General features: G+C 66.3%; 15 protein-coding genes. 11 read left to right on the forward strand and 4 right to left on the reverse strand.

Going from position 1 to position 17,721, the window contains the following annotated elements; all coding sequences use genetic code 11:
* Positions 1 to 8 precede the first annotated feature (8 nt).
* A complete protein-coding gene (locus ACYVN4_RS35215) occupies positions 9 to 794 on the reverse strand; it encodes an SDR family oxidoreductase (RefSeq protein ID WP_460726650.1) in 786 nt (261 codons plus the stop codon).
* A 274-nt stretch (positions 795 to 1,068) separates the two neighbouring features.
* Between ACYVN4_RS35215 and ACYVN4_RS35220 the strand changes: the two genes are divergently transcribed.
* The 3 genes from ACYVN4_RS35220 to ACYVN4_RS35230 all read left to right on the forward strand — a co-directional run bounded on the left by ACYVN4_RS35220 (position 1,069) and on the right by ACYVN4_RS35230 (position 4,668).
* Positions 1,069 to 2,130: a zinc-dependent alcohol dehydrogenase gene (locus ACYVN4_RS35220; RefSeq protein WP_460726862.1), complete on the forward strand. Its 1,062-nt coding sequence runs from the start codon at positions 1,069 to 1,071 to the stop codon at positions 2,128 to 2,130.
* A complete protein-coding gene (locus ACYVN4_RS35225; RefSeq protein ID WP_460726652.1) occupies positions 2,117 to 3,259 on the forward strand; it encodes a DUF3500 domain-containing protein in 1,143 nt (380 codons plus the stop codon). The genes ACYVN4_RS35220 and ACYVN4_RS35225 overlap by 14 nt, the downstream gene beginning before the upstream one ends.
* A 104-nt stretch (positions 3,260 to 3,363) precedes the next feature.
* A complete protein-coding gene (locus ACYVN4_RS35230; RefSeq protein WP_460726654.1) occupies positions 3,364 to 4,668 on the forward strand; it encodes a YhgE/Pip domain-containing protein in 1,305 nt (434 codons plus the stop codon).
* A 1,115-nt stretch (positions 4,669 to 5,783) separates the two neighbouring features.
* On the opposite strand, the gene ACYVN4_RS35235 is transcribed toward ACYVN4_RS35230, so the two are convergent.
* Positions 5,784 to 6,149, reverse strand: a complete 366-nt coding sequence (locus tag ACYVN4_RS35235; protein ID WP_460726656.1) for a MerR family transcriptional regulator — start codon at positions 6,147 to 6,149, stop codon at positions 5,784 to 5,786.
* An 860-nt stretch (positions 6,150 to 7,009) separates the two neighbouring features.
* Here ACYVN4_RS35235 and ACYVN4_RS35240 point away from each other — a divergent pair.
* On the forward strand, positions 7,010 to 7,447 hold the full coding sequence (locus ACYVN4_RS35240; protein WP_460726658.1) for an Hsp20/alpha crystallin family protein: 438 nt from the start codon (positions 7,010 to 7,012) through the stop codon (positions 7,445 to 7,447).
* A gap of 178 nt (positions 7,448 to 7,625) precedes the next feature.
* On the opposite strand, the gene ACYVN4_RS35245 is transcribed toward ACYVN4_RS35240, so the two are convergent.
* On the reverse strand, positions 7,626 to 8,327 hold the full coding sequence (locus tag ACYVN4_RS35245) for a PAS and ANTAR domain-containing protein (protein WP_460726659.1): 702 nt from the start codon (positions 8,325 to 8,327) through the stop codon (positions 7,626 to 7,628).
* 188 nt (positions 8,328 to 8,515) lie between these two features.
* On the opposite strand from ACYVN4_RS35245, the gene ACYVN4_RS35250 reads away from it, so the two are divergent.
* Positions 8,516 to 8,890: a hypothetical protein gene (locus ACYVN4_RS35250; RefSeq protein WP_460726661.1), complete on the forward strand. Its 375-nt coding sequence runs from the start codon at positions 8,516 to 8,518 to the stop codon at positions 8,888 to 8,890.
* Positions 8,891 to 8,937: 47 nt separating this feature from the next.
* On the opposite strand, the gene ACYVN4_RS35255 is transcribed toward ACYVN4_RS35250, so the two are convergent.
* Positions 8,938 to 9,597 (reverse strand): QsdR family transcriptional regulator, encoded by a 660-nt coding sequence (locus ACYVN4_RS35255; RefSeq protein WP_460726663.1) that lies wholly within the window; start codon positions 9,595 to 9,597, stop codon positions 8,938 to 8,940.
* A 163-nt stretch (positions 9,598 to 9,760) separates the two neighbouring features.
* Between ACYVN4_RS35255 and ACYVN4_RS35260 the strand changes: the two genes are divergently transcribed.
* The 6 genes from ACYVN4_RS35260 to ACYVN4_RS35285 all read left to right on the forward strand — a co-directional run bounded on the left by ACYVN4_RS35260 (position 9,761) and on the right by ACYVN4_RS35285 (position 17,698).
* Positions 9,761 to 11,239 (forward strand): carboxylesterase/lipase family protein, encoded by a 1,479-nt coding sequence (locus ACYVN4_RS35260; protein ID WP_460726665.1) that lies wholly within the window; start codon positions 9,761 to 9,763, stop codon positions 11,237 to 11,239.
* Positions 11,236 to 12,075 (forward strand): enoyl-CoA hydratase, encoded by an 840-nt coding sequence (locus ACYVN4_RS35265; protein WP_460726667.1) that lies wholly within the window; start codon positions 11,236 to 11,238, stop codon positions 12,073 to 12,075. Before ACYVN4_RS35260 ends, ACYVN4_RS35265 begins: the two co-directional genes overlap by 4 nt.
* Positions 12,068 to 13,558: an AMP-binding protein gene (locus ACYVN4_RS35270; RefSeq protein WP_460726669.1), complete on the forward strand. Its 1,491-nt coding sequence runs from the start codon at positions 12,068 to 12,070 to the stop codon at positions 13,556 to 13,558. Before ACYVN4_RS35265 ends, ACYVN4_RS35270 begins: the two co-directional genes overlap by 8 nt.
* An 86-nt stretch (positions 13,559 to 13,644) precedes the next feature.
* Positions 13,645 to 14,871 carry an MFS transporter gene (locus ACYVN4_RS35275; RefSeq protein ID WP_460726671.1) on the forward strand — a complete coding sequence of 409 codons (1,227 nt, stop codon included), beginning with the start codon at positions 13,645 to 13,647 and terminating at the stop codon, positions 14,869 to 14,871.
* 186 nt (positions 14,872 to 15,057) lie between these two features.
* The gene (locus ACYVN4_RS35280; protein WP_460726673.1) at positions 15,058 to 15,987 is read left to right on the forward strand and encodes a family 2A encapsulin nanocompartment shell protein; all 930 of its coding nucleotides are present in this window, start codon (positions 15,058 to 15,060) and stop codon (positions 15,985 to 15,987) included.
* Positions 15,962 to 17,698, forward strand: a complete 1,737-nt coding sequence (locus tag ACYVN4_RS35285) for a family 2A encapsulin nanocompartment cargo protein cysteine desulfurase (protein ID WP_460726675.1) — start codon at positions 15,962 to 15,964, stop codon at positions 17,696 to 17,698. The genes ACYVN4_RS35280 and ACYVN4_RS35285 overlap by 26 nt, the downstream gene beginning before the upstream one ends.
* The last annotated feature ends 23 nt before the right edge of the window (positions 17,699 to 17,721 follow it).

Consider the following 17,721-nt stretch of genomic DNA (forward strand, 5'->3'; position numbering starts at 1 on the left):
TTTTCGGTTCACACGCTGGGGATGAGGCCGCCGTCGACCCGTACCACCGTGCCGGTGATGTACGCGGCGGGCACGCCGGCCAGGAATGCGATCGCGGCGGCGTACTCCGTCGGGTCCCCGTAGCGGCCCACCGGGATCGCCGCCGTGCTCGTGGCGCGTACCTGGTCGATGTCGATTCCGTCGCGCTCGGCCTTGGCCCGGTCGAGGTATTCGGTTCGCGCGGTGCCGATTCGGCCGGGGACCACCACGTTCGCGGTTATGCCGTCCGCGGCTACCTCCCGTGCCAAGGTCTTGGACCAGCCCAGCAGGCTGCTGCGCAGTGTGTTCGACAGACCGAGATTGGGAATCGGCGCGATGACACCCGAGCTGGTGCTGGTGATCACTCGACCCCAGCCGCGGGCGCGCATTCCCGGAATCACGGCGTCGGTGATGGCGATGACCGAGAGCACCATCGACATGAACTGCTCGGCCCAGATGCCGGACGGCTGGTGGGTGACCGACGAAGGTGCGGGACCGCCGGTGTTGTTGATCAGGATGTCCACCGGGCCGAGGCTGCGCTCGATGGCGGCGATTCTGTCATCGATGAGATGCAGATCGGCGATGTTCCATTCGAAAGCGTCGGCGCGGCCGCCTCGATCGGCGATCGCCTCGGCCCTCTTCTCCGCGGCTCGCTTGTCGATATCCGCCACCGCGACCGCCGCTCCTTCTGCCGCAAGGGTTTCCGCGATAGCACCGCCCAGCCCGCCGCCGCCACCCAGAACCAAGGCAGTACGACCAGAAATACCAAGATCCATTGATTCTCCTCAACCGATACTTCGGTTCGTGCGCAAAAATCGCATCGTAATTGAGTGCGACGCTAACACTCGCCTAGCTTTACCGGTCATATCAATTTCCATCGAGGTGTATAGGAATCGCTTATACGTGCAGGTAGGGCGTTCTGACGTGGCTGGCGGGTGGTGAATCTGTGCCCGAATCATGTTTGGGTGGAGACGATTTCACGAATACAGTCGGAAGGAATTGTCTCCTTGCCTTCGAAAGGGCTGTGCACGGATGAATGTTCCGGAAACAATGGTGGCGGCGGTACTGGGGGAGTCCGGAGTGATCGAGCCGGTGAGAAAGCCGGTGCCCGAGATCGGCCCCGATGACGTACTCGTACGTGTTCATCGAGCCTCGTTGTGTGGAACGGACGTGAAGATTCTGAGCCGCAAGTTCTTCGGTGGCATCGGTCCGGATCCGGGTACGTTCACCCCCGGCCACGAGTACAGCGGTGTCGTTGCCGCCGTCGGCTCCAGCGTCGACGAGTTCGTGGTGGGGGACCGTGTCGTGACCGAGGCGCACCGGGGATGCATGCGGTGCGCGAACTGTCTCTCCGGCGGCTATACCAACTGCCTCAACTACGGAGTCCACGCGAAAGGCCATCGCGTACAAGGGATGACGGTCCAGGGTGGATTCGCAGAGTACGTGGCCAACCACGTCTCCACGCTGACATTGCTGCCCGAGACCGTCGACTTCGACAGCGCGGTGGTACTCACGACCGCGGGCACCGTCATGCACGCTTTCCAACGGCTGGGTGTCCTCACCGTCGGAACCAACATCGCCGTGATCGGTCCCGGCCCGATCGGATTGCTCGCGGTGCAGGTCGCTCGGGAACTCGGGGCTGCCCACGTTTCGCTCATCGGTACTCGCGAAGGCCGACTGGCGCTGGGCAAGCAATACGGTGCCGACCTGACGGTGAACTCTCGCGAATGCGATCCGGTCGCGGCGGTGCGCGCAGCCACCGGCGGTCGCGGGGCCGACATCGTGCTCGAGTGCTCCGGGGCCGGGCCTGCGGTCGATACGGCCCTGCACATGGCCACCCGCGGCGGCAACGTGGTGCTTGTCGGCTTCTTCGATCAGCCGGTAACCGCCGATCTCAATCACGCGGTCATGAACGGCATCACCCTCGCGACCGTGCGTGGGGAGGGCGCAGGTTCGGTCGCGCGTGCGGTGTCGTTGGCGGGCTCGGGACGCCTGAACGCCGATTCCCTTGTTACCCACCGTTTCCCGCTGGCCGATATCGCCGCGGCCTTCGATGCCTACACGCGGCGTGCGGACAATGCGATCAAGGTGATGCTCGATGTCACCGACTGACGAGGCCGCCGTCGCGGCGGCGATGGCGAAAGCGGCTGAGTCGTGGCTGAACTCGCTGACGGGCGGCCAGAGGTCAGCTGCCCGGTATGCCTCGCCCCTGCTTCCCGAATCCGATCGCGAACGGCTGCGCTGGTTCTACACGCCCACCGACCATGGCGGTCTGGCATTGCGCGAGCAGACCCCGAGCCAGCAGAGTCTCGCCATGCAATTGGTGGCGACCGGTCTGTCGGAAGGCGGCTACGCCACCGTCGCTACCGTCATGGGATTGGAACACATCCTCGACAGGGTGGAGGGGTGGCACGTCACGTGGGGGCGCGAACGCGGGCGCGACCCAGAACTGTACTGGCTCAGAGTATTCGGCCACCCCGGCGAGACCGTCTGGGCCTGGCGGCTCGGCGGCCATCATGTGTCGCTGAACAACCTCATCGTGGAGGGCAAGCTCGTCGCCACCACGCCATGCTTCATCGGCGCCGATCCCGCGACGACGACCCTGCTGGGCAGTTCGCTGCGGCCTCTCGCGGGCCTCGAGGAGGTGGCGCGCCGACTGGTGCGATCTCTGGACTCCGACCAGTTGGATCGGGCGTTGCTACACCGCTCGGCCATTTCGGACATCGTGTCGGGCAACCGGCCGCACCTCGCTGACGGTGACGGCATGATGCACATGCAGGACCTCTGGCGCGGCCAGTTCGCCGATCCCGCCTTGACCGACCTGGTCGACCAGATCGACCACCGTGCCGAACAGGCCAGCGGCTACGGCGAAGCCGATCACGCTCGCCTCGCCTACTCCACCATTCCCAAGGGGCTCTGTGCCCAGGGCCTCGACCATGAGCAGCGTGGATGGCTACGCGAGTTGATCGGCTTGTACACGGGACGAGCGCCGCAACCGCTCGCCGACCGGGAAACCGGCCACTACGCCGACGAAGCGGTCCTCGACAAGGTTCGCTTCGCGTGGGCCGGTAGCCTCGAGCGCGGCGACCCGCACTACTACCGGATACAAGGCCCGAGGCTGCTCATCGAATACGACAACACCCAGCGCAACGCCAACCATGCGCACTCGGTATGGCGAGATCCCCTGGGAGACTTCGGGTTCGATGTGCTCTCGGCGCATCGACGGCACTCCGCGCATTAGCCGCGCTGCCAATCGCCGTAAATCGCAAAGCCGAACCGAACCCCGCCAAGCCGACACGACCGCAGTAACCGCTGAGCGACCCGGGAAAGGAATACGGTGCTGTCATGACCAATCCGGATGAGGGCTCGAAACCGCAGGTCAGGCCGTCGCGTCTACGGGTGTGGCTGGCACCGGCCGTGGTGGTGTCGCTGCTGATGGCGTTGCTGGCCACCATGTATCTCGGCTACGTGGTCGACCCGTCCAAACACATGCACGACTTCCCCATCGCCCTGGTCGACCAGGACAGCGGGGACATGCTCGGCGGGCAGCCGACCAATGTCGGCAAGCAGATCAGCGACGCACTCGTGCAACAGATCCCGAGCGACAAGGTCGATCTGCGGCAGCTCGGGATCAGTGAGGCACAGCGGCAACTGACCTCCGGGAAGGTTTACGGGGCCATCATCATCCCCAGCGACTTCACCAAACGGCTCGGCATCTTCGCCACCGCGAGTGTGGTGTCGGGTGACGTCGACCAGCCCATGATCACGGTCTACACCAATCCACGCATCGGGACGTTTTCCGCACAGGTCGTCCAGTCGATCGCCAGCACCGCGCTCACCAAAGCCAACGAGAACGTCGGCAGGCAACTCACTCAAACCGTCCATGCCCAGCTCCAGAGCGCGGGCGGCGCGCCCACGCCCGAGCTCGCCGGGCTGAGCAAACTGATGCTCGCCAAACCGATTGACGTGGTCGTCACACCGTTCCGGCCGCTGCCGGAAGGCACCGGCGGCGGACTGACCGCCTTCTTCTACACCATGATGGTGCTGCTGGCCGGATTCACCGGGGCCATGGTCATCAACGCAATGGTCGACTCGTCACTGGGATTCGCGCCCACCGAATTCGGGCCCTGGTACGTGCACTACCCGGCCACTCCCATCTCCCGCCTACACACCCTGCTGCTGAAGTGGAGCATCATCATCGGTGTCGCACCCGTCGCGTCGGTGCTGTTCATGGCGATCGGCCACTGGCTCGGCATGCCGATCGACCGCCCGCTGATGTTGTTCCTGTACAGCACCTTCGCGATCATCGCCGTCGGCGTCACCGCCCTGTCGATCGTCTCCGCTCTCGGTACCGCCGGCCTGCTGGTCAACCTGGTGCTTTTCATCGTCCTGGGCATGCCCTCCTCGGGCGGCACCATCCCCGTCGAGGCAATCCCCAAATCCGTTGCCTGGCTTGCCCAATTCGAACCGATGCACCAGGTCTACCTCGGTATCCGCGCCATCCTCTACTTCAATGCCGACGGCTCGGCCGGTCTCAGCCGAGCGGTCTGGATGACGCTGCTCGGGCTCGGCATCGGCCTCCTCCTGGGCGGCCTGGTCACGCGCTACTACGACCGCAAAGAACTCCGCCGCGCACCCGCCAATGCCTGATGAAGCGCCATCGACCGACATTTTGTAACCAGCCACCCGACCCCGCGGGTCTACATCCTCGGGCTCGGGGCGCTCGCAACCCAGCTCGCTGTGCATGGTGTCGTCTCTGCCCCACGACGGGAAGGAAACGCATGATGTCTCCACAACCCGCTCAGGATCCCGCGCGAGACCTCGCTGGGGGCTCCAGTCCGAGACCGGTCGAGATCTCCGCGGCTGCAGCGCGCATCGCCGCGACCGCCCCACCGCGCCGAATCCCCGTCCCGATCAACCGAGCTACGGCACCTGTCATCCGAGCACTGAGCAACTGGGGCCTTCGCCACCAGATGCGAACTGCGCTCGCGAATTTCGATGGTGGCATGGTCGAGGACAGGGTCGCAGGCGTGCGAGTCCACCCGCATCACACCTCACGCCACTTCAACGGCCGAATCCAGCGGTGGGCCCGCGGAAGAGTCCGGCCGACCCTTCATCGTCTACATCCATGGAGGCGCGTTCCTCATGGGCGGCCCGGTCGATCCCCTCGTGCTCGCCCTGGCTGCGGGCACTGGGCTCCCCGCAGTCTCCACGACCTCATCCCGGAGCAGCGGTATCCCGTCGGCCTGGACCAGGTGACAGCAGTGTGGCGTGCCCTCACCTCGACCTGGTCAGGATCCCCCGTCAGGCGAGAAGAGCACGACACCAGCCGGGTGCGCGAGGCCGCCACCGTCATCTGGAAGGTCGGACGCGATCCTGTTCAGAAGCGCCAGGGCAAGGTTCCCTCTGGAGGATTGCGCCACGAGCTGGTCCGACCTGACGCCACCGGCTTCGAGTGAGTCCAGCCGCATGGTCAACGAGGGCCGCGACCCGATCGTTCGCTGGCAGGGAATGCTCGATCGAGCGGCCTCGCTCTACGTCGGCGCCGAGCCGACATCCGCGCCGACTGTCTCCCCTATCAACGGTCACTTCCAGGGGCTCCGCGCGCCCATCCTCCTCACGACCGGATCCCTGGACCTGTTGGAAACCTTCAGCAGCGCTGCGGACCATCGAGCAGCGCTGCGCGGCGGAGCCCGGCTCACCGAGCCCCGCAAGGTCGAGGGCCATCAACGCCCTTGCCGGAAAGCCGATCTCGCCGTGCCCGGTCAGCTCTGCGGGTCGCGAGATTCGTGCTCGTCGAGGGCGTCTTGCAGAGTGGTGTTGAGGGCTTGGGCTTCGGCCAGTTGGTCTTCGAGGATCACGATCCGGCAGGCCCCGTCCAGCGAGTTGCCGGCGTCGATCAGTTCACGCACGCGCATGGCGATGCGCAGTTGATACCGCGAGTAGCGGCGGTGCCCGCCTGCCGAGCGTTGCGGGGTCAGCAGCCGCGCGGCGTCGAGGGTGCGCAGGAATGCCTGGGTGACGCCGAGGATTTCCGCCGCGCGACCCATGCTGTAGGCGGGGTAGTCCTCGTCATCGAATTTGTCCGCTCCGCCGCTCGCGCTGGTGGAGTTGGTTTCTGATTGCTGCACAACACCTCTCGGGTTTTTCAACGACGGGAGGCCCCGGCGCGGGATGCGCCGGGGCCTGAGATCTACGAATTCGGAAGAGTCACGCTGTACACCGACCGACAGGGTCTGATGATGTGCACCGCGTCCGAGATTTCTCGGTTCTCGAAACAGGGTCGGGACTACTCAGTGACCACCACCTCCGTACGTGTCCAAGTACTGCTCTGCCTAGGGTCTGTGTCGTGTGTGCCCGGTCTCCCTCCGGCGGCGGCTCCGGCGGCGGGGGGTCAGCCGGATTCTCGTCTTCGCCGGAGGGGACCAGGTGTGTACCGCATACCAGGCAGTTCCCCTGCCCAGCCACTCGATCTCTCACTTCAACGACAGTGAAATTACACAACACAGCCGCGAGTGTCTATAGCTTCCACTGAAGAATTTTTCGGTCGCGTGATGACTGCTTTCTCCGGTCCGCAACGTGCCGGTCAGTGCCGGTTCGGGTGGGGTAGCAGGCCAAGGGCCTTCGCAGGCAGGACCCGTGCAGATGGAGGTGGTGGCCACTGAGTAGTCGACAACCTGTTCCGCGACCCGGGACTCCTGGGGTGCGGTGTGGGTCATCGGCCTTCGGGGGCCGATGAACAGTTCGTTCGTTTCGTGTACGTAGATCCGAGGCCCCGGCGCACCAGCGCCGGGGCCTCTCGTCGTTTCAGAATCCTCGAGAGGTGTTGTGCGGCAACTGGATATGACTCCAATGTCCTGATCGTCACTCATGCTCGCCTTCCCGAGGATTATCTCTTGAATCTACTTGCACTCGACTGCATCGAGTGCTAAAAAATATCTGTGCCAGATGGCACAGGTTATCTGGTTCCTTCGATCGAGAATGGAGTGAGTTGGAGGTGGCGACCATGCTGATGCGTACCGATCCCTTCCGTGACCTGGATCGCTTGACGCAGCAGGTCTTCGGCACACCGGCCCGCCCGGCCGTGATGCCGATGGACGCCTGGCGTGACGGGGACGAGTTCTTCGTGGAGTTCGACCTGCCGGGTATCGACCCGGACTCGCTGGACCTGGATGTCGAACGCAATGTGGTCACAGTGAAGGCTTCGCGCCCGGAACTGGACCCGGGGCGGTCGATGATCGCCGCGGAACGCACCCGCGGCATATTCTCCCGACAGCTGTTTTTGGGGGAGAACCTCGATACCGAGGCGATCCGCGCCGACTACAGAGACGGCGTGCTGCGGTTGAGCGTACCGATCGCGGAGAAGGCCAAGCCCCGCAAGATCGAGATCACCCGCACCGAACGCGACCGCCAGGCCATCAACGCCTGAACCTGCCCGGCATCACATTTCAAGACAACTTCCGTCGACGGGTGGGCCTGTTCAGCATCCGGCTTGCGGGCTCACCCGGCCCCTTCCATCCACGACGAGACAGCGGCACACCCGCCGCGCAGCAACCCCTTCGCACGCCGCGCTCGATCCGCGGCTGCGAGACCGGGGCGTCCGGGCATTACTGCGGTGGTCGCTGCCGGTGAACGGTGAGCAGGAGATGGTCGAAGGCGGTACGGACGCGGGCGTCCATGGGAGTGAGGGGTTTGACGGCGGTGACCAGGGCGGCGGAAAGGTCGCGCAGTTTGGTGTTGGTTTCCTGCGAACGCCACCGCAACACACCGAAGGCCTGATCGGCCGACAACCCGTAGACCATCATCAGGATTCCTTTGGCCTGCTCGATCACCGCCCTATTCGCCACGATGTCGGTCAATGCCTCACCGATGCGTTCGGGCTCGACATCGGGCATGGTGTCGGTGAGGTCGAGGTAGTAGCCGCTGGTGCCGACCACGATCGCGTCATCGTCGATGATCGGTTCGGACACCACCACCACCTGACGTTCGATACCGGCGGCATCGATGATGCGATGCAGGCTCGAGAACGGCGCATGGTCACGTACCGAGGTCACCAACTCGGCCTCCACCCGGTCGCGATCGTCGGGGTGCTTGTGTGACAGCAGTAGTTCCGTGGTGGGTTCCACCAGTCCGGGCTCGTAGCCGTGCAAGCGCGCCAGCTCGTCGGACCATTCCCAGCGCTGCTCGTCGAACCAGAAACGGAACGACCCGACCGGTACCGGATCCCCCGCACCGACGATCTTCTCGACCGCGCGCAGCTCTCCGGAGGGTAGATCGCCGACATTGCTACCACTGCCTGTGTCCGTCACCGAACAAGTATGGCCGGATACCGCCCAGAAGCGGCCCGGAACTCGATTGTCTCGGTTCTTCAGTGGAGATTTTCTTCTAGGCATACTTGATTAATCTGCGTGTCACTGGTTGACAGTCGGGTTCGAGGTCGGTACTTGTACCTGCGGGAGTCTTGCCGGAACAGCGATCCCCATCGATGGAGGTTCGGGTGGAAGCGTTGATGTACGGGTATCTGCGCGATGACCTCGCCGACGGCCACGGAGCGGAACTCGAGGCGCAGTTACGTGCTCTCGCGCTGACGCGAGGATTCTGCTTCGCCGCGACGTTTCACGAGTCCAACGCGGGTGACGGCACGGCGTTGGTCGAGTTGACCGAAGAGCTCAAACGTGCCGATGCACATCACGTCGTGGTGCCGTCCCTGGACCACTTTGCCGGCCAGGTGATTCCACGAAAAATCCTGCTCGAGAAGCTGACCCGCGACGCCGCAGCCCGGGTCTGGACAGTCGAAGCGGGCCGAGCCCAGCCTGCCGACGTGAATGCGGCGGTCGACCGGAGGTATTCGCCTTCGCGGTGTGCTCGATGACCTGATCGCCGGCTGGCTGAGCATCCCGGTCCATGGTTCGCCGTCGGTTACTCCTTCGACGGTCGTTGCGCTGTCGATTCGGGTTTCGTGGTGGCGGGGGAGGGTTGGGCGGGGTTGCCGAGCAGGGCGTCGAGGACTCGGACGGCGCGGTCGGGGTCGGCGGGTTCGCCGGTGAGGGTGGGCATGTAGTGGAAGGACTCGGCGACGCGCAGGACGGTGTAGGCGAGGTCGTCGAGAGTGAGAGCGGGGTGGATGCGGCCGGTTTCGATGTCGGCGGCGAGCTTGTCGCGGACGTAGGCGAGCATGCGGGGCTGGAAGCCGTGGGAGGCGACGGTGAGCAGGGTCATGTACATCGCGTTGTCGCGTTCGATGGAGCGGCGCGAGCCCGGCTGGTCCCAGATGGCGTGCAGCAGGTGGCCGAGGAGGGCGGGAACCCTTGGGCCGGGCAGGGATTCGAGATCCTTCCAGCCTGTGTCGAGGGTGCGTTCGGTGAGCCACCAGACCACTTCGACGATCAACTGCTCGCGGGTGCCGACCCAGCGGTAGAGGGTGACGCGGCTGACGCCGAGGCGCTGCGCGATCGACCCGAGATCGATCCGGTCCCCGGCCAGGAAATCGGCGCGGGCCAGGGCGAAGGCGTCGAGCGCGGTGGGGCGGCGCGGATCGGAGTCCTCGGCGAGCTGTCGTTGCAGCGGTGTCGGAGCCACTGATGCAGCATATCGTTCGCTTCTTTTCTTCATGTAACACCTTGCCGGAATGTTGCATCTTCTCTAGCCTGTGAAACATCTCATCAGAATGTTTCATCCCTGAAAGTCGATGTGCAGATGTTGCACCACCGGTTTCGGGTGTCCCGCAGGCGAGGAGGCCGCAATGGGAAGCACAGTGTCGGATACGGTGACCGTGCAGCAGGGCACAGTGCGGGGCGTCCAGCACGGCGACCTGCTCACCTTCCGGGGCATCCCCTATGCCGCACCGCCATTCGGCGAGAACCGCATGCGCCCACCGCGACCCGCCCCGCCCTGGAGCGGTATCCGCGATGCCGGACGGTTCGGGCCGACCGTGCCCAAGGCCGACTATGTGGCCGGATATGTGCCGTTCTATCCCGAGGTGCGCATCCCGGGCGAGGAGTGCCTGAACCTGAACGTGCACACCAGGGTTGACGCGGACGGCCTGCCCGTCCTGGTGTGGATCCACGGCGGCGCGTTCACCAATGGCTCGAATTCGCTTCCGGAATACGAGGGTTCGGCCTTCGCCCGTGACGGCGTCGTCACCGTCGTGATCAACTACCGGCTGGCCGCGGAGGGTTTCCTCTACACCGGGGACGGCATCGCCGATGTCGGCATCCTGGACCAGATCGCGGCCCTGCGCTGGGTGCGCGACAATATCGCCGCCTTCGGTGGCGACCCGAGCCGGGTGACGGTCGCCGGGCAGTCCGCGGGCGCGTGGAGCGTGAACACGCTGCTGGCCGCGCCCGACGCGGAAGGTCTGTTCCAGCAGGCGATTTCGCAGAGCGGCGGCGCACACCACTATCTGCTGCCCGAACAGTCGCTGACGGTGACACGTGAGCTGGCCCGCCTACTCGGCATCGCGCCGGAGCGCGAAGCGTTTGCGACGGTGGACCCGCAACTGCTCGCCGAGACCTGCCGCACGGTCATCACCGAAATCCAGACCGCACCCGACCCGGCGAAGTGGGGCGCGCTCGCGCTGTCGCAGCAGCCGTACGTACCGACCGTGGACGGGACGGTCCTGCCGCAACCGACCCTGGAAGCGCTCGCCGCGGGCAGTAGCGCGGGGGTCAAGCTATTGATCGGAACCACCGCCGATGAGGCCCGCGCCATTCTGGTCGCCTCCGGCGCACTGGATTTCATCGACGAGGCCACCCTGGCGGCGGCCGTCGAGGGCTACGGCCTGCCCGCGTCGGAGGCACTCGGCGCCTACCGGCTCGATCGTCCCGAGGCCACACCCGGCGAACTGCTCTCGGCCGTCATCTCCGACTGGTATTTCCGGATCCCGTCGATCCGGGTCGCCGAGACCCGCGAGCCCGGCGGCACCTGGCTCTACCGCTTCGACTGGGCTTCTCCCACCATCGGTTCCGGCCATGGCGTGGACATCCCGTTCGTCTTCGACACCATCACCGATCCCGGGCTGGCGGCGCGGCTGGGTCCGAACCCGCCGCAATCCGTGGCCGACACCGTCCATCGCGCCTGGGTCGAGTTCATCATCCACGGCGACCCGGGCTGGACGCCCTACGACACGACCGAGCGGGCCACCGCACTCATTTCCGACACCGTCACCGTGGTCGCCGATCCCGCGGGCCACGAGCGAATCCTCTGGGAGGGCAAGCGATGACCGTCACCACCGACCCCGTCCTCTACGAGGTTCCGATCCCGAAGGTGGCCCGGATCGTCCTGAACCGGCCGGAGCGGCGCAATGCCCAGGACACGGCACTGCTCTACGCACTCAACGACGCCTTCGACCGCGCCGCCCACGATGACGACATCGTGGTCATCGTGCTGGCCGCCAACGGCCCGCACTTCTCCGCCGGACACGATATGCGTGAGCCCGAACCGCTCGCGGCGACAACCCGTTTCGATACCGTCGCGCCCATCGGCGACCTCGAAGCGCCGGGTGCGGCCGGGGTGATGGCGCGCGAGGAGGAGATCTATCTCGGATTCAGCGAGCGCTGGCGCAATATCCCCAAGCCGACCATCGCCGAGGTGCACGGGAAGGTGATCTCGGGCGGGCTCATGCTGGCGTGGCCGTGCGATCTGATCGTCGCCGCCGAGGACGCCGAGTTCATCGACAATGTGGTGTCGATGGGCGTGAACGCCGTCGAATTCTTCAATCACCCTTATGAATTCGGCGTCCGCAAGGCCAAGGAGCTGCTGTTCACCTCGCAATCGTTGAGCGCCGTCGAGGCCGAACGCATCGGCATGGTGAACAAGGTGGTGCCGCGCGCCGAACTCACCACGGCCACACTGGAACTGGCGGCCCGCATCGCCCAGCAGCCGCCGTTCGCCCTGAAGCTGGCCAAGCAGTCGGTGAACGCCGCCCAGGACGCGTCGGGTCGCCCCGAGGCGATTCGCACGGCCTTCGCGCTGCATCAACTGGCCCACAGCCACAATATGCAGGTGCACGGGCTCGTGGTCGAACCGGCCTTCGTGGACAGGTTTCTGCATGGCTGAGCCGATTCCGCTCGGGCGGCTGCTGACCGAACTGGCCGCCCGAGCACCCGAAGCGCCCGCGATCACCGACGCACAGGGCACCCGGACCCGCGCCGAGCTGGACGCGGCGGCCGATCGCCTCGCCCGCGGCTACCGGGATCTCGGTGTGCGAGCGGGAGATCTGGTCACCATTGCGCTCCCCAATCGCACCGAGTTCTACATCGCGCTGTTCGCGCTGTGGAAGCTGGGCGCTGTGCCGCAACCGATTTCGCCGCTGCTGCCCGAGCCCGAGCGAGAGGCCGTGCTGGAGCTGGCGCAACCGAGTCTCGTCGTCGGAGTGCGGCCGCGAGATCCGGAGCGGCGGTGGGTTCCCGCCGGATTCGAGCCCGCCAAGTCCTCGAATGCTCCACTCGACCCGGACGTCGTCGCACCGTCCTGGAAAGCCCCCACCTCGGGCGGCAGCACCGGACGGCCGAAGCTGATCGTCTCGGCACAACCGGGCGAACTCGACGTCACCCGCACCGCCACGATCCTGGACCAGCGCGAGGGCGACACCCAGCTGGTGTGCGGACCGCTGTATCACAATGCGCCGTTCAACTTCTCGGTCTACGGCCTGCTGGCCGGACAGCATCTGGTGGTGCTGCCCAAATTCGAGACGACCGCCGCATTGCGGGCCATTGCCGCCCATCGGGTGACCTGGATCAGCCTGGTGCCCACCATGATGAGCCGGATCGCGCGTGAAATGCAGCGTGCACCTGCGGAATACGACATCACCTCGTTGCGGTCGGTCTGGCATGGCGCCGCACCGTGCCCGGACTGGATCAAGCGGGCGTGGATCGATCTGGTGGGCGCGGCGGCGGTGCACGAGATGTACGCCACCACCGAGGGCACGATGATGACTCACATCGACGGCACCGATTGGCTGCGCCGACCCGGATCGGTGGGACGACCGCTCTTCGGTCGGGTCCGCGTGGCCGGGCCCGACGGCACCGACCTCCCGCCCGGTGAGATCGGTGAGATCCTCGTCCGCCCCGAGAAAGACACGCCCACATACCATTACGTGGGTGCGGAGGCTCGCCTCGTGGACGGCTGGGAAGCGGTCGGCGATCTCGGGCGGCTGGATGCGGACGGCTATCTCTATCTCGAGGACCGCCGCGCCGACCTCATCATCACCGGCGGCGCGAACGTCTACCCCGCCGAGGTGGAAGCCGCCCTGAGTGAGCATCCCGCCGTGCGCGGCGTCGTCGTGCTGGGTATCCCGGATCCGGATCTCGGCCAGCGCGTGCACGCCATCGTGGAGACCACCGCCGCATTGACCGACGACGAACTGCGCGTCTTCACCGGAGCGAGGCTGGCGCGCTACAAGGTTCCCCGCAGCTTCGACTACACCACCGCGGTTCTGCGCGACGACGCCGGCAAGGTGCGTCGCGCATCCATGCTCGACACCGTGCGCCGCGGAGTCGCGGACCCGCTGTCGGGCCAGGTTGGAATCAGCCCAAGGTAAACGGTGTCCGCCCGCGGCGGCGGTTGCTTCAATCCCGGTATGCCCATTGACCGCGCACCGCGTCCACCCGTGTTCGGCCCGACGCGGTGAGCGAGGGCATCGCCGAATCCGTCTGTACCAGTGCGCAACCGGTGCGGCTGCGCAGCCTGGCCTGGCAGGTGTTCGTACCGACCGCGGTGTTCGGGTTGGGAGCCGGAGCCGCGGCGCCGATGTATCCGCTGCGCGCCCTCGAGCTCGGCGCGACAGCGGGACCGGCGGGCCTCATCGTGGCATTGTCCGGCCTCGGCATGATCCTCGCGGATCTACCGGCGGGACAGCTCATCGCCAGGATCGGCGAAAGGCAGGCCATCGCCGCGAGTTCGGTGTGCGGCGCGCTCGGCGTCCTGATGGCGATCTTCGCACCGAATCTCGGCGTGCTGGCCGCCGGAATGCTGTGTACCGGCGCCGCCGCGGCCCTGTGGGGACTGGCCCGGCAGACCTACCTGGTGGCGGTCGTACCGCCGGACGACCGCGGCCGGGCGCTGTCGGCGCTCGCCGGATCGCAGCGATTCGGCACCTTCGCCGGGCCGTTCGCGGGCGCGGGTGCGGCCCATCTGATGGATGTGACCGGCGTGCTGTGGCTGCAATTCGCGGCGATGGTGGTCGGCGGTGTGTTGATGATGTCGGTGCGCGATATCGAGGAACCGGACGCGGTCCGGCATGGCCTCTGGACGGTGGTGACCGAAAATCGCCGTGCGCTGGGCACTCTCGGCCTCGGCGCACTCACTACCGGCGCGGCCCGAGCCGCCCGCACCGCCCTGGTGCCGCTGTGGGCGGCGCACATCGGGATGAGCGCACCGACCATCGGCCTGATCTTCGGCATCGCCGGTGCGGTCGACGTCCTCATGTCCTATCCATCCGGCCTCTGGCTGGACCGATACGGTCGGCGCGCCACCGGCACCCCGTCGCTGGTGTTGTTCGCGATCGGCTACGCGACATTGCCGCTCACGTCCACCACGACCGGCCTGTGTCTCGTCGCGGTGCTGCTCGGTTTCGCCAACGGGCTGAGCAACGGCCTCATCATGACCGTCGGCACCGATATCGCGCCCGCGTCCCAGCGCGTCGAATTCCTCGGAGCGTGGCGGCTGACCCACGACATCGGAATGTTCACCGGACCGATCGCGGTCGGCGTGATCGGCGGCGCGACCATGCTGGGCGGCGCCGGTCTCGCGCTGGGGGCGCTGTCGCTGGCGGGGGCGGCCTCGATCTACCGCTGGTTCCCGGGCCGGGGTGGTCCGCCGCCGCTGGTGCGGGTGAGTGGGACAAAGCGCTGACCCGGACTGTGAGTTCCGAGCGTGTTTCCAAGGAATTGCCGATATCTCACAGTTAGCTGAAAGGGTGAACACCGGGCGAACTTCCAAGACACGCCCGTGCGCGTGCTCGCCAGGACACCGGACATTCGCGGAGTTAGTATCCGTGCAGCCGGTAACGGCCAATTTGCCTAATTGAAGGCGGTTTTCATGACGAGCTCTGTACCGCAACCGGTGGCGTTGGGTGACGAGGCCGCGAGGACGCTGGCCAATGCCACCAAGACCGTTCCGCAGATGGAGTCGATCACTCCGCGGTGGCTGGTTCATCTGCTGAACTGGCTGCCGGTGGAGGCCGGCATCTACCGGCGCAACCGGGTGACCCACGAGCAGACCGTCGACATCAAGTGCGACAACTACGACGAGTCACCGCTGCCTGAGACCTTCATCGACTATGAGAAGGAACCGCGCGAATACCGGCTCAAGGCCGTGCACACGATTCTCGATGTGCACACTCGGGTCTCGGACCTGTACTCCAGTCCGCACGATCAGATCGCCCAGCAGCTGCGCCTGACCATCGAAGCGATCAAGGAGCATCAGGAAGGCGAGCTGATCAACAGCCCCGACTACGGGCTGATCGCGAATACGCCCAAGAAGCAGCGGATTTCGACCATCGCGGGACCGCCCACGCCCGATGATCTGGACAATCTGATCGCCAAGGTGTGGAAGGAGCCCGGATTCTTCCTCACCCATCCCCAGGGCATCGCGGCCTTCGGCCGGGAGTGCACGCGGCGCGGTGTGCCGCCGCCGACGGTCAGCCTTTTCGGCTCCCAGTTCCTCACCTGGCGCGGCATTCCCATCATTCCCTCCGACAAGGTTCCGGTGACCGGCGGCAAGACCAAATTCCTGCTGATCCGGACCGGTGAGGCACGCCAGGGTGTGGTCGGGCTGTATCAGCCGGGCCTGGCCGGTGAACAGAGTCCCGGACTGTCGGTGAAGTTCATGGGAATCGACCGCAGTGCCATTGCCTCGTATCTGGTGTCGCTGTACTGCTCCCTGGCGATCCTGACCGACGATGCCGTGGGACTGCTCGAGGGCGCCGAGGTGAACAAGTTCCATGACTACGCACCGACCTACCGCTGACCTGCCGACCCCGCCGGAGCCGGTGGTAGCCACCGGCGCCGAGTGGAGCGGGCTGCTGCCCGACGAGGCGACGCTGAATCGCCTTGCCGGGGAATTCTTCTCGGCGCTGCCCACGGCGACGCCGACGCTCGGCACGGTCGGCGTCGCCGAACCGGGCCTGCCGACCGCACCCGTGGCTGCGCCGACGTCGGCGTCGAGCGGGGTTCCGCAGGGATCCGTGCCGCCCGGCGGTCCCACAGCGACCCCCACGGTGCCCGGATGGGAGTCCCGGCCGACACCCGCAAGGGTGCACAGTGATCCGTTGCTGCCACCACTGCCGTCACTAGACGTGCCGCTGGCCCCTTCGCGTTTCAGCGCACCGACCGCCGCGCCCGGCGCACCGAGCTTCTACTTCCTCGAACGACCGCAAGCCCCAGCGGCACCGGCGGCCTCGCAGTTCTATTTCCTCGGTGACGGTCCGGGACAGCCCGCGCCGGATCGACACCCGCCCTTCGACGTTCACGCCGTCCGCACTGATTTCCCCATCCTGCGCGAACGGGTGAACGGGCATCCGCTGGTGTGGTTCGACAATGCCGCGACGACACAGAAGCCGCGGGCGGTCATCGACCGTATCAGCCACTTCTACGAGCACGAGAACTCCAATATCCACCGTGCCGCACACGAACTCGCGGCCCGCTCGACCGATGCCTACGAGCACGCACGAGAGGCGGTGGCGCGGTTCCTCGGGGCCGGGTCGGCCGAGGAGATCATCTTCGTGCGCGGGGCCACCGAGGGCATCAACCTGATCGCACAGACCTGGGGGCGCAGGCACATTCGCGCCGGGGACGAGATCCTGATCTCGCACCTGGAGCATCACGCGAACATCGTGCCGTGGCAGCTGCTGGCCGCCGAGACCGGCGCGGCGCTGAAGGTGATACCGGTCGATGAGACCGGGCAGCTCCGCATGGACGAGTACACGCGCCTGCTGTCCGATCGCACGAAACTCGTTTCCGTCACCCATGTTTCGAACGCACTCGGCACCATCACTCCCATTCGCGAGGTCGTCGCGCAGGCGCGGCGCGCGGGCGCGGTCACCCTCGTCGACGGCGCGCAGTCGGTCCCGCACACCAGGATCGACGTGCGCGCGCTGGACGCCGATTTCTTCGTCTTCTCCGGCCACAAGCTCTTCGGCCCCACCGGCATCGGCGCGGTGTACGGCAAATCCGAAGTGCTGCGGGATCTTCCGCCGTGGCAGGGCGGCGGCAACATGATCAGCGACGTGACGGTGGAACGGTCGTTGTTCCAGCCGCCGCCGGGCCGTTTCGAGGCGGGGACGGGCAATATCGCCGATGCCGTCGGGCTGGGCGCGGCCATCGAGTACGTCGAGACCCTCGGCATCGACAATATCGCCCGTTACGAGCACGAACTGCTCGCCTACGCGACGCCGCGCCTGGCGGCCGTCCCGGGCGTCCGGCTGATCGGCACCGCGGCGGACAAGGCGAGCGTTCTGTCCTTCACGCTGGCCGGTTACGAACCCCTCGAGGTCGGAAAGGCGTTGAACGAGAAGGGCATCGCCGTTCGGGCGGGCCACCACTGCGCGCAGCCGATTCTGCGGCGTTTCGGGGTGGAGGCGACCGTGCGGCCGTCGTTCGCCTTCTACAACACCTGCGCGGAGATCGACCGCATGATCGGTGCCGTCGACCAGCTCGCGCACGCCCGCTTGCGAGCGTGACGCGAAGCCGGTCGGCGGCCCCG

The organism is Nocardia heshunensis (assembly GCF_054782115.1).